The sequence below is a fragment of the Kitasatospora sp. NPDC054795 genome (assembly GCF_053611565.1).
On the sequence record NZ_JBSHAP010000001.1, the window covers coordinates 158,493 to 171,210 of the forward strand.

Here is a 12,718-nt window from a genome sequence, read left to right on the forward strand (position 1 = left end):
GGCTACTGCCCGCTCTTGACGGGGTCGGGGCTCTTCGCGGGGTCCGGGCTCTTGACGAGGTCCGGGTGGACGGTGGCGGCGATCTGCCGGACGGCCTCGGCGTTGCGCACCCCCGCGATGGTGGTCACCTCGGAGCCGAGCCGGACGAAGTGCCCCTCCTGGACGGCCTTCAGGCCCTGGGTCGCGGGGAAGCCCTTCAGGAAGGCCTCGGCCTCGTCGAAGGCCTTGCGGGTGGCCTCCTCACTGCCCCGGTTGCGCACGGCCAGCTGGATCCAGTCGGGGTTCTTGGCGACCACGTCCTCCCAGGAGCCGGGCTTGAAGTCGGCGTCGCAGTCGGCGAACACGTTGCGCGCCCCGGCCTGGGTGATCACGGCGTTGGCGACCTGCCGGCCGCAGACCGCCACCGGCTGCTTGGTGCCGGCGTCGAAGTCGAAGACGAAGTAGCTCGGCCGCTGCCCCTCCGGCACGGCGGCGAGCGCGGTGCGGACCTCGCCGAGCTGCTTCTCCATCCCGGCGACCAGTTCCTCCGCCCGCGCGGCGGTGCCGGTGACGGCGCCCAGCCGGCGGACGTCCTCCTCGATCCCGGCGAGGTCGGTGCGCGGCGCCTTGGCGGCCTTCGGCGTCCCGGCGCAGGCCGTGGAGAGCAGGTACACGTGCTGGATGCCGGCCGCCGCGTACTCCTCCTCGCTCGGCCCGGTGGCGCCGCCGCCCATCATCGGCATCGCGCCGAAGGTGTCCACGTAGAGGTCGGCGCCGGAGCCGAGCAGCTTCTCCTTGGGTATGCCCTTGTCCCCGAGCACCGGCACCTTGGCGCCCTGCTCGGCGACGGCGGCGGGCAGGGCGCCCTTGCCGGGCGGGAAGCCGGTGCCGATCACCCGCTCGCCCGCGCCGAGTTGGAGCATCAGCTCCAGGCCGGCGGCATTGCTGGTGACGATCCTGGAGGGCGCCTTGGCGATGCTGGTCGCCTTGCCCGCGCAGTCGGCGACCTTGACGGGGAAGCTACCGCCCGGGTCGTCCCGGACGGTGACGGAGGCGCTCGGCCCGCCCCCGGTCCCGCTTCCGCAGGCCGTGGCGAACAGGGCGACGGCGGCTGCGATTCCGCAGGCGACGCGAGGGCGCATGACAACTCTCTCCTGGTAGGTGACCGTGCTCGGTGACGCTGTTGGTGACCGCGCTGGTGACCGCGCTCGGTGCTTGTCGTGGGTGGTCGTGGCTGGGTCGTGGCTGGTCGTACCGAAGGCCCGTACTGCGGACCCGGACCAGGTAGTCGGGCGGCCGGGCCGATGGGTTCCCCGCGATTCGCGCCCGGTCGTCGTCGGCGCACCCCCTCGCCCCGGAGCCGGACGTAGGCTGGCCGGATGGCCGTCCCCACCGTCCCGCGCGACGATCTCGACCTCCCCGTCCGGCTCGGGCCGCGTCCGCCCCGCCGGGTGATCTCGCTGGTGCCCTCGCTGACCGAGGCGGTCGCCGCCACCGCGCCCGGGCTGCTGGTCGGCGCCACCGACTGGTGCAGCCACCCCGCCGACCTGTCCGTCACCCGGATCGGCGGCACCAAGAACCCGGACGTCCCACGCATCCTCGCGCTCGCGCCGGACCTCGTCCTCGCCAACGACGAGGAGAACCGGCGCCCCGACCTGGACGCGCTGCGGGCGGCCGGCATCCCGGTCTGGGTCACCGACATCCGCACCCTGGACGACGCCCTCCGCTCCCTGCACCGGCTGCTGACCACCGCCTGCGGACTGCCCCGGCCGCCCTGGCTGGACGAGGCGGAGGCGGCCTGGGCCCCGGTCGGGAGCGGCGGCACTCCCGCGCCGGGCGACGGCCCGCGGACCGTCGTGCCGATCTGGCGCCGCCCGTGGATGGTCCTCGGCCGCGACACCTTCGCCGGGGACCTGCTGCGCCGCCTGGGCCTGCGGCTCGTCCACGCCGACCACCCCGAGCGCTACCCGGCCGTTCCACTGCCCGAACTGCTCGCCTGCCGAACCGAGTTGGTGGTCCTGCCGGACGAGCCGTACCGCTTCACCGCCGAGGACGGCCCGGAGGCGTTCCCGGGCACGCCGGCGGCGCTGGTCAGCGGACGGCACCTGACCTGGTACGGCCCCTCGCTGGTGAACGCCCCCGCCGTGCTGCGACGGGCCCTCGATCACCCGTACGGTCCGGGCGGCGGAACAGGCGCCTCGTAGGACGACCGCCACTCACCGACGGCCGCCGATGACACGGGGGTACGAAGCGAGGGCGGGAGGGAAGGCACCGGCTGAGGGCGGGTGCCCCGGAACGTGACAGGGCCCGGGACGCGTGTTCGCGTCCCGGGCCCTGTGCCCTGCGGCCTTGCGGCCGTACCGGCTTGTTTCGTCAGCCGCGCGCGGCGGTGACGGCGGCGCCCAGCGCCTCCTTGATCCGGGGACCGAGGCGGGCGAAGCCCAGCTCCTTCATGGCCGCCCGCAGCAGTTCCTCGTCGGTCCGCTCGACGCCGTCGCCGTCCACCCACCGCACGACGGCGAGCAACTCGTCGGCGGAGTAGGCCGTAACGGGGCGACCGGGCGTGAAGTCCGGCTTCACGGGACGGACGTCGGCCTCCGGCTCGGCGGCGGGGGCTTCGGCAGCGGCGACGGGCACGGGCTCGGGCTCGGGCTCGGGCTCGGGCTCGGCTGCGACCTCAACGGCCGGCTCGGGCTCGGGCGCGACGGTAGGCTCCTCGGCCTCGACCACCGGCTCCGCCGCCTCCACCGCAACCGCCTCGGGCTCGGTCTCGACGACGGGCTCCTCGACAGCGGGCTCGGGCTCGGTGACCGGCTCGGGCTCGGCAGCCGCCTCGGCGACCACGGCCTCAGCCGTCTCAACCTCGGCCTCGACCGCAACGGCAGGCTCGTCCACCTCCGCGGCCGGCTCGTCGACGGTGGGCTCCACCGCGACAGCCACCGGCTCGGCCTCGACCTCGGCCTTGGCCCCGACCTCGGCGGCACTCTCGGCAATCTCGATCGCCGGCGCATCGGTCTCGGCGGCGGGCTCCTCCACCACGTTCACCTCAGCCTCAACGGCGTCGATGACCTCGGCGATCGGCTCCTCGACGTCGGGCTCCGTCACGACGGACTCGGGCTCCGTCTCGGCCACCGGAGCGACCTCGACCTCGACCTCGACCACGGTCTCAGCCTCGGCCGCAACCTCGGCCGCAACCTCGACGACCGGCTCCTCGGCCACGACCTCGGCGGCGGGCTCCTCGACCTCAACGACCTCGGCGGCCGGGTCGGCCTCCGGTTCCGTCTCCGCAGGGGTGTCGTCCTCGGCCTCGGCCTCGGCCAGGGCGGCGGTCGCAGCCGCCACCAGGTCGTCGGCCGCCGGGGAGGGCGCCGGGAGGGTGACCACCGCGGCCTGGGCCTCCTCGTCGGCCTGCTCCGTCGCCGGCTCATCGTCCGCGACACCCGTGTCCGACGACGTCTCCGCCTCGGCCTCGGCGTCGGTCTCGGCGTCGGCGTCGGTCTCGACCTCAGACTTGATCTCGGCCTCGACCTCAGGCTTGACCTCGGCCTCTGCCTCAGCGGCCGCGGGCGCCTCGTCGGCCTCCTCCACCGGAGCGTTCACCGGAGCCGGGGCCTTCTCCCCCAGCCCGTCCCGCTGCCCACCGGCCAGCGCCTGCAGGGCAGCCGCCTCGGCGTCAGCCAGGTCCGCCGACTCCTCGGTCCCGGCCTTCTCGGCCACAACCTCCTCGGCACCGGCCTCGCCGTCGACCTCGGCAGCGGCCTCGGGAGCGACCTCGTCCGTCGCCTCGGCAGCGACCTCGGCCTCGGGCTGCGCCTCGACCGCCGCATCCCCCGTGGCGGTGGCCTTCTCCCCGAGCCCGTCCCGCTGCCCGGCGACCAGCGCCTGGCGGGCCGTGTACGCGGCCTCGGCAGCGCGGCGGTCGGCCTTGGCTGCGGCGAGTTCGGCGAGCAGGTCGGCGAGGCCGGCCTCCTCCAGGCCGACCCGCAGGCCGCGGATGGTGGGCAGGCGGTAGAGGGTGCCCTCGTCGGCGGCGAGCCGCTCGACCAGGTCGATCAGCTCGGCGAAGGGCAGCCCGTCCAGGTCGTGGTCGGGCAGCAGCCGGGCGAGGCCGCGCAGGCCGGTGTTGATCGCCTCGAAGGCCTGGGCGGTGCGGTCGACCAGGGCGCCGTCGCCGGGCACTCGCGGGAGGGTGCCGGCCGGGGCGAGCGCGGCCCAGGCGCGGCGCTCGATCTCGGCGGAGGTGAGGGCCTCGTGCAGGTCCTCCCGGCGGATGCGGCGGTCGGTGGCGAGTGCGACGGCCTGCTTGCGCAGCGAGCGGCCGCGCAGCCAGGAGAGCTTGACGCCGTTCTCGCGGCGCCAGGTGCTGTCGGCGGTGGCGGCGGCGAGGGTGCCGAGGTCGGCATCGTAGGCGGCGGGGAAGAGGGCCGTGGAGGTGCGGTGCACCCGCTGGAGCATCTCGACCAGCAGCGCGGTCTTGGCGACGGTGTCGGGCTCATCCAGCTTGACGTCGGCGGCGAGGGCGGTGACGGCCTCCCAGGTCTGCTGGAGGTCGCTGCCGCGCAGTTCGGCGAGGGCCGTGGAGGCGGCGCGGGCGTCCTCGGGGGTGGCGACGGTGTCGACGGCCGCGTACCAGGCGTGGGTCTCGGCGGTGAGCGTGAAGGCCCCGAGCTCGGCGTAGCGGCCGAGGTCCTCGCGGAGGTCGGGCTCCGCGGCGGCGTCCTGGGGGTCCTTGACGTCTGCGGCGTCGGCGACGTCCGCCGGGTCGGCTGCGTCGGCGTTGCGCGAGTGAAGCACTGTCATGTGAGGTCCGGTTCTGGGCGACGACGGCGGGGCTGGCGGCGAGGGGGCGGCGGACCGGTTGCGCGGGTTCGCCCCTGAGGCGGGGCTGGGGGGCGCGCGGGCGGGCTGCCGGTTGTGGAGGCCCAGAATACGGGTGCCCGTTCGAGGCTTGCACGCACCCACCGCCCCGACGGGCGGGTGTCGTATGCCATACCGCCCGCCTGGCCGCCACTCGGGCGGTCCGCCCGGGTGGTCGGGCGTTGGTCCGGACGGGTGTCTCCGCTGCTCACGGCTCCTCGCGCGGCCCTCCGACAGGCGGCTCCGGCCGGCGGCCGGTGCGGCCGCCGGTGCGGCCGCCGGGACGGCCGCCGGGACGGCTGTCGGGACGGCTGTCGGGACGGCCCTCGGCCCGACGGTCGCCGCGGCGGAACCGCTCCATCGGCATCTCCCGGACGCCACGTCCCCGCGCCGGGCCCGGCCGGCCGAGCGGCGGCCGGTAGCCGGCCCGGCCGAGGGCCTGCAGATCGACCGGCGCGAGGTATTCGCCGAGCGCGGTGCGGTGCCACCACGCGCCGGTTTCCCGCAATTCGCGCCAATCGGTGAACCGGTAGAGGTAGAGGGTCGCCCGGACGTGGGTCGGCGGGGCGTCCGGGAAGGGGTTGTGGCGCAGCAGGCGCAGGGTGGCCCGGTCGCCGGACAGCAGGCGGGCGACGAAGGGGAGGAACCAGGGGCGGGCGTAGGCGGAGGAGATGCCGGCGAACCACATCAGCCAGTCGAGCCGCAGGTGGTAGGGCGCGAACTGGCGCGGGCGGCGGCGCACGTCGCCGGGCTTGCCCTTGAAGCCGTACTCGCGCCAGACGGTGTGCGGGGTGAGCACCGTCTCGTCGGTGCCCTCGACCACCACCTCCTGGCGGAACCGGTTGACACTGCCGAAGGCGCCGTAGGTGTTGACGAGGTGCAGGCGGTTGAAGGAGCGGTTCATGGCCTGGCCGCGGGAGATCATGTTGCGCACCGGCCAGTAGCTGAGCACCACGACGGCGGCGGTCAGCGCGATCACCAGCACCTCGTACCAGACCGGGGTGCCGGGGTAGGCGCGGGGCTGGACGGGCAGGCCGAGGCGGGCCGGTTCGACGGCGGCGAGGGCGAGGGCGATGGTCAGCCAGTTGAGCCAGGCGAAGTTGCCGGACGCGACCAGCCAGAGCTGGGTGGCGATGACGGCGCAGGCCGCGCCGCTCGCGACCGGCTGCGGCAGCAGCAGGCCGACCGGTACGACGAGTTGGACGATGTGGTTGACGGCGGCCTCGACCCGGTGCAGCGGGGCGGGCAGGTGGTGGAAGAACCAGCTGAGCGGTCCGGGCATCGGCTGGGTCTCGTGGTGGTACTGGAGACAGGTCAGGTCGCGCCAGCAGCTGTCGCCGCGCAGCTTGATCAGTCCGGCGCCGAACTCGACCCGGAAGGCCAGCCAGCGCATCAGCCACAGCACCGGGGTGGGCGGGGCGGTGTCGGCGTCGCCCAGGAAGGCGGCGAGGAAGCCTGCTTCGAGCAGCAGGGACTCCCAGCCGAAGGAGTACCAGGTCTGCCCGACGTTGACGATGGAGAGGTAGAGGATCCAGAGCACCGCCCACAGCAGGATCGACGCCCAGAGCGGGACGGCGTCGCCGAGCCCGGCCGCAACGGCTGCGGCGAGCCCGGCACCGCTCCAGGCGACGGCGGCGAAGAACCGGTCGCTGTAGTGGAGGTGGAACAGGCCGGGCGACCGGCGGAACGGGACCCGGGCGGTGAAACGGGGCACCGGCAGCATCCCGTCGGCGCCGATGAGCGCGCGGAACTGCCCGGCGGCGGCAAGGAATCCGATCAGGTAGAGCGCGGCGAGCAGGCGTTGGACGAGCAGCCGGCTCAGCCAGTAGTCGGGGGCGGCGAACCAGTCCATGCGGCCCATGCCTACCATCCGGTGCCCCGGGCACGGGCCCGGTCGGGGCGGCGGAGCGGGGAGGGTTCACCCGCTCGGCCCGGGCGGCGGGCCTCCGGCAGTGCCCGGCGGACACGGACAAGCACGGGAACGGCACCCGACGGACTTCCGGCGGACTCCCGGCGCCGGACGGCAGCGTGGCGGGGTCCTCTCCACGGGGGTGAGAGGCGCCCCGCCACGGTGGTGGACGGTCCGCACCCGGCCGGGGTTCAGGCCGGCAGGCCGGGTCCGGCCCCGCCGGCGACGGCGGAGCGGCCGGGCACGGAGGCGCCGCTCTGCTGGAGCCGGTCGACGAGCAGGGCGGCCAGCGTGCCGAGCTCCTCCTCGGTGCGGGACTGGGCGGTGATGTCCATGCCGACGGTGAGGACGCCGTTGATCCGTCCGGTGAGCGCGGCCCGCAGCGGGGTGCAGGTGAAGCTGAACACCTGCCGTCCGCGCTGCGCGTCGGGACGGGCGGAATCGATCCGGACGCCGTCGAGGACGGCGGTGCGACCGGTGTGGTACGCCTCCACGACGGTCTGTTCGAGGCCGGCGGCACCGAGCTGCGGGTAGGCGGCGCCGATCGTCCCGTAGGCCGTCGGCGCGCCGAAGGTGTCGGTGTGCTGGGCGTTGGCGTACCGGATCTCCTGGACCGGGCCCTCGGTGAGCATGATGGGGAACGGCGAGCCGTCGAAGGCGGCGAACATCTCCTGGCGCTGGGCGAGCAGGCTGTCGCGCAGCCGGATCTCGGAGAGCAGCGCCTCGGCGAGGTGCTGGATGTCGCGCAGCCGCTCGCGCCCCCACTGCCGGGGTTCCCGGTCGAGGACGCAGACGGTGCCGATGACGGTGTTGGTGTCGTCGACGAGCGGAGCGCCGAGGTAGGCGCGGACGCCGAGTTCGTCCACCACCGGGTTCCCGGCGAACCGGGGGTAGGCGAGGATGTCGTCGAGGGCGAGGGGGGAGCGCTGGGCGACGACGTGCGGGCAGAAGCCGTGGCTCAGCGGCATCTCGCGGGTGGGGAGGTCGAACGCGATGCCGCGGTCCGCCCAGGACGATCCGTCCTCGGCCCTGGCATCGGTCGAACTTGGCGGGATGTAGAGCCCGCGGAACATCTGGCGTTCGTCATTGATGAAGTTGACCATCGCGATGGGAGCGCGCGTGATACTGGCTGCGAGGTGGGCGAAGCGGTCGAAGGCCTCGTCCGCGGACGGGTCGTTGAGCCCGAGGCCGCGCAGCCTGCGGGTTCGCGCGGACTCGCCGGAGGCACCCGGGAACTGGCCTTGAGTGCTCATCACATCAGTCATGGCGCACATGTAACCAGACATCAGAACAGCCGGACCGTCCCGATCGACCGTTCCTCAGCCTTGCCGATGGCCAGTCAAAACTGCACGTGAACGACCGGTCGACGGACCGTCACGGAAGCGAAGATCGATTCCCGGCCGGGGCCGGGGCGAAACCCCTCCGGGCGGGGACGGGCCGAATCGCGCCAATCCAAGATCGACTCTGGGCTGCCCCGGCACCCCATACAACAATGAGCCCTGCCGAAGACACGGACGATGCCCGCCACCGGGACACCGCCCGGTGACGCATGCGCCGATCGCACCGGGGCGACCGGCCGGAACTCCCGCACACCCACCGCCCCCCGCGGGGTTGCCGGAGCGGCATCGACGGCACGAACGGAGGCACGGCACCGCACCCACCGAGAGGACCGGAGCATGGCGATGGACTACTTCACCGACGACCGTCACGAGGAGCTTCGCGCCGAGGTCCGTGACTTCGCGGAGAAGGAGGTGCGTCCGCGGGTGGCCGGGATGGAGGCCGAGCGGAAGATCGAGTTCGAGCTGGCCCGACAGATCGCCCGCCAGGGCTGGATCGGCGTGACGATCCCGCGGGAGTTCGGCGGCCTCGGCCTGGGGCACGTCGCCAAGACCGTGATCATCGAGGAGCTGGCCCGGGTCAGCGGGGCCGCCGGCTCGATCGCGCAGGCCTCCCAGCTGGGCGTGGCCAAGGTCCTCCACTACGGCTCCCAGGCCCAACGCCGCAAGTGGCTGCCGAAGTTCGCCTCCGGGGAGTGCCTGCCGACCATCGCCGTCACCGAACCGGAATCCGGCGGGCACGTGCTCGGGATGACCGGCACGGCGGTGCGCGACGGCGACGAGTACGTGCTCAACGGCCGCAAGTGGTTCGTCGGCAACTCCCACATCGGGGACGTGCACGGCGTGGTCCTGCGCACCGGCCGGGGCAGCCGGGGCCTGTCCGCCTTCCTGGTCGAGAGCGACCGGCCCGGGTTCCGCACCGGCTCCCCCGGGTCGCAGAGCGGGCTGCACGGCTTCAGCTTCGGCGAGATCCTCCTGGAGGACTGCCGCGTCCCGGCCGGCAACCGGCTCGGCCGGGAGGGGCAGGGGCTGGACGTCGCCTACTCCTCCTCCACCCTCTACGGCCGGATCAACCTCGCCGCCGTCGCGCTCGGCATCCACACCGCGATCGTCGAGGACACCGTCCGGTTCGCCGGGGGGCGCGTCCTGTACGGCCAGCCGCTCAGCCAGCTCCCGAACATCATGCTCAAGCTGGGCGAGATGCAGTCCCGGCTGATGACCGCCAGGCTCGCCGCCTACCACGCCTCCCACCTGCTCGACCACGGCCGCGCCTGCGACGCCGAGCTGATGAACGCCAAGCTCATCAACACCGAGTACGCGCTGGACTCCGCGCGCAACGCCATGGAGATCCACGCCGCCCGCGGCCTCCAGCCCGAGTTCGGCATCGAGCGCTACCTGCGGGACGCCACCCACGTCTACCCGCCGGCCGGCACCTCGGACGTCCAGCGGCTGCGGCTCGGGCAGTTCGCCTCGGGCACGTACGGCAAGCAGTGGTCGGCGGAGCTGTCCGACCTGACCAGCTGGGCCTGGAGCGAGCTCGCCGCCCAGCGGGAGGCCTCGGTGGAGAAGCCGCCGGGGAGGGGCGGACGGGTGCTGCCGATGCCACTGGCGGGCTGAGGCCCCGCCCGCCACGACGACACTTGACCTGTTCCTGGCGAATTCCTCGGGGGGTTGCCCTCGCCCTCCGGGAACCGTCGGCACCATCGGGGCGGGGGCCGCGAGCTGCGGCGATGCACCGGCGGACGCTCCGGCCCGAACCCCGTTCCGACGCCAGTCCGACGCCATCAGCCCCTCGGGCCGGGCCAGTTGATATTGCGTCGACGCCGCCCGGGGCTGATAGCGTTCCGTGCCGTCGACGGCCGTGCTGCACCGCGCCGGAGCAGTGACAGCACGTCACCGGCTCCGGCACCCCCGGCCCCGACTCCCTGAAGCCCGGCCGCGCCGTACGGGATCGACCCCGCCGCTCGGACCCACCGGTCCGGACCGGCGTCCCGGTCCCGCGACTCGGCCCTGCAGCAAGGAATCAGATGCCAGGCATACCGGCCCCCCGCACGGGCCACCGCGCCGGCCGGTCCGGCTCGCTCCGCGGCCCGCTCCTCTCCCTCGTGCTGGTCCCCAGCCTGGGCCTCGCCGCCGCCTGGGGCTACGCCGTCCACCTGCTCCGCGACTCCGGACAGCGCACGGCAGTGCTGGCCGGCAGCGCGGCCGTCGCCCTGGTGCTGCTGATCAGCCTGGTCCGTGGCATCCGGACCGCCTGGGCGCTGTCCGCGCGGCTGTCCGGACTGCGGACCGACACCTTCGCGCTCGCCCAGCAGGAGATACCCGAGGTGGTCGGACGGCTGCGTGCCGGGGAACAGGTGCCCGCCCCGGCCGTCTGGGCGCCGTCCCGGCGGGCCGGCGACGACGTCCAGCAGGCCTCGGAGGGCCTCGCCGCCGTCCGCCAGGCCGCGATCGCCGCCATCGTCCACCAGGCCCAGGGGCGCGAAGGGACGAAGAAGGTCTTCCTCAACATCGCCCGGCGCACCCAGATCCTGATCCACCGGCAGATCAGCATGCTGGACGCGCTCGAACGCGAGCACGAGGACCCGGAACTGCTGCGCGAACTGTTCGCGGTCGACCACCTGGCCACTCGGATGCGGCGCAACGCCGAGAACCTGGTCATCCTCGGCGGCGCCCTGCCCGCCCGGCGCTGGCGCAATGCCGTGCCCATGGTCAACGTGCTGCGCAGCGCCGTCTCGGAGACCGAGAGCTACTCCCGGGTCGTCGTCCAGGGCGTGCCGCGCGTCTCGCTCGACGGGCAGGCCGTCGCCGACGTCATCCACCTGGTCGCCGAGCTGATCGAGAACGGCACCACCTTCTCCCCGCCGTACACCCAGGTGCAGGTCTCGGCGCAGGAGGTCACCGAGGGCCTGGCGGTCGAGGTCGAGGACCGCGGGCTCGGCATGACCGAGCAGGAGTACCAGCGGTTCAACGCGTACCTGGCCGCCCCGCCCGAGCTGGACGTCTCCGCGCTCGGCGACGACCTGCGGCTCGGCCTGTTCGTCGTCGCGCGCCTCGCCTCCCGGCACGAGGTCCGGGTATCGCTGCGGCCGTCCCCGTACGGCGGCACCCGGGCGGTGGTGCTGGTGCCCTCGGCGCTGCTGGAGCAGGCCGGACACCCGGCCGCGGTGCCCGGGCTGCCGTCGGGGGCCCGGATCACCCGGGCTCCGGTGTCCGAGGGGCCTCCGGGGCAGGCGGGGCAGGCGGGGGCCGAGGGCGGCTCGGGTTCCGATTCCGGTTCCGGTTCCGGCTCCGGCTCCGACGGCCGGTCCGGCTCCGGTTCAGGTCCCGGGCCCGACGGCCTCGGGCCGGGACCGTCGGACGCGGCGACAGAGGGGCTCGGCGGGCCGCTGGGCGGGGTCCAGCAGGCTCCGGGGCCCTTCGGCCTCCCCGGGGCTCCCCCTGTCCCCTACGCCACGGACGGCCCCCGCGCGGGCGCCGCAGGGCTCGGCGATGTCACCGGTGTTGCTGGTGTCCCCGGGGTCGCGGGTGTCGCCGGTGCCGTCCGCGCCGATCCGCCGCCCGCCAACGGGGGCTTGGCCGTCGGCGCCGAGATCCCCGGGCTGCCCGGCGCCGTGGTCGTGCCCCGGCCCGTACTGCCTCGCATGTACGACCTGTCGGGCAGCCCCACGGGGGGACACACGGCCGGACTGCCCGCCGTCAGCCGCGCCGACGGCCCGGGTACCGGCCCAGGGACCGACCCGAAGGACGGCACGGGCGATGACCCGGACCGCGGACCGCGCGCGCCCCGGACCCTGCCGCGGCGGGCCCTCGACGCCGGGCCGGACGTGCCCCGGGGCGAACAGTGACGACGCGGCGCATCGGGCCCCCGCACGATCACCACCGGACGCCGAGCGGTCCCGCGCCCTCCGGCGCACCCCGCTCCGGCTCACCCCGCTCCCGCACGAGACCCGGAGCCGCCGGACGGCGGCAAGGCCCCGGCCCGGGTGGCCCGCCGGCCCGAGCGAGCGGGCCGATTCGGCCTCAGGCCTTGCTGTGGACCGGGTGGAGCTCGGTAAGCGACCCGACCAGCGGGGCCAGCTCGGGGACCTCGGTGGCCTCGGCCAGCGTCGCCTCCAGGGCGGCGTCGTGCACCGGCCGGGCGGCCGTCAGCAGGTCACGGCCCTCGACCGTCAGCTCGGTGTAGATGCCGCGCCGGTCGTCCGCGCAGAGGAAGCGGCTGAGCAGGCCCCGGTCCTCCAGGCGGCTCACCAGCCGGGTCGTCGCGCTGCTGCTCAGCGCCGCCGCGCGGGCCAGCTGCTGCATCCGCATGTGCCAGCCGTCCTGGCGGGAGAGCGCGTCCAGCACCGTGTACTCGACCACCGAGAGCTTGAACTCGGCCTGGAGCGCCTTCTCCAGTGCGGTGTCGATCATCCCGTGCAGCGCGGCGAGCGTCCGCCAGCCGCTGGCCCGGACCTCGGCCGCATCGTCGCGGATTCCCATGGCTCGCCCACCCTTCCGTCGCGCTGCTCGTGCCGTGTGCCGGACGAGGCCCCGTGCAAGGTCTCGTACCGACTCTCGTACGAGGTCTCGTCCTGTGTCTTCCTACGACAAGTATGCCAGTTGGCGCGGAATACCGGTCTGTGCAAATAGTTCG

8 protein-coding genes are annotated in these 12,718 nt (G+C 74.4%); 3 read left to right on the top strand and 5 right to left on the bottom strand.

All coding sequences use genetic code 11. The features are described 5' to 3' along the window. Window positions 1-2 precede the first annotated feature (2 nt). A complete protein-coding gene (locus ACWGJO_RS00710) occupies window positions 3-1,121 on the bottom strand; it encodes an ABC transporter substrate-binding protein (RefSeq protein ID WP_452181480.1) in 1,119 nt (372 codons plus the stop codon). Window positions 1,122-1,358: 237 nt separating this feature from the next. Here ACWGJO_RS00710 and ACWGJO_RS00715 point away from each other — a divergent pair, with 237 nt between their 5' ends. After that, on the top strand, window positions 1,359-2,183 hold the full coding sequence (locus tag ACWGJO_RS00715) for a helical backbone metal receptor (RefSeq protein WP_452181481.1): 825 nt from the start codon (window positions 1,359-1,361) through the stop codon (window positions 2,181-2,183). A gap of 169 nt (window positions 2,184-2,352) precedes the next feature. Here ACWGJO_RS00715 and ACWGJO_RS00720 read toward each other — a convergent pair whose 3' ends face one another. From ACWGJO_RS00720 to ACWGJO_RS00730, 3 genes are all read right to left on the bottom strand, one after another. Beyond that, complete coding sequence (locus ACWGJO_RS00720; RefSeq protein ID WP_452181482.1) at window positions 2,353-4,779, bottom strand: hypothetical protein; 2,427 nt, start codon at window positions 4,777-4,779, stop codon at window positions 2,353-2,355. A 265-nt stretch (window positions 4,780-5,044) separates the two neighbouring features. After that, a complete protein-coding gene (locus ACWGJO_RS00725) occupies window positions 5,045-6,688 on the bottom strand; it encodes a lipase maturation factor family protein (protein ID WP_452181500.1) in 1,644 nt (547 codons plus the stop codon). Between the two features lie 248 nt (window positions 6,689-6,936). Further along, entirely contained in the window at window positions 6,937-8,010 is a 1,074-nt protein-coding gene (locus ACWGJO_RS00730; protein WP_452181483.1) for a GAF domain-containing protein, read from the bottom strand. Between the two features lie 411 nt (window positions 8,011-8,421). Here ACWGJO_RS00730 and ACWGJO_RS00735 point away from each other — a divergent pair, with 411 nt between their 5' ends. Together ACWGJO_RS00735 and ACWGJO_RS00740 are read left to right on the top strand one after the other, a co-directional pair. Then, on the top strand, window positions 8,422-9,699 hold the full coding sequence (locus ACWGJO_RS00735) for an acyl-CoA dehydrogenase family protein (RefSeq protein WP_452181484.1): 1,278 nt from the start codon (window positions 8,422-8,424) through the stop codon (window positions 9,697-9,699). Window positions 9,700-10,109: 410 nt separating this feature from the next. Continuing rightward, the gene (locus tag ACWGJO_RS00740; RefSeq protein WP_452181485.1) at window positions 10,110-11,930 is read left to right on the top strand and encodes an ATP-binding protein; all 1,821 of its coding nucleotides are present in this window, start codon (window positions 10,110-10,112) and stop codon (window positions 11,928-11,930) included. 175 nt (window positions 11,931-12,105) lie between these two features. Here the strand turns inward: ACWGJO_RS00740 and ACWGJO_RS00745 are convergent, their stop codons facing one another. Further along, a complete protein-coding gene (locus ACWGJO_RS00745; RefSeq protein WP_452181486.1) occupies window positions 12,106-12,564 on the bottom strand; it encodes a MarR family winged helix-turn-helix transcriptional regulator in 459 nt (152 codons plus the stop codon). Between the last annotated feature and the right edge of the window lie 154 nt (window positions 12,565-12,718).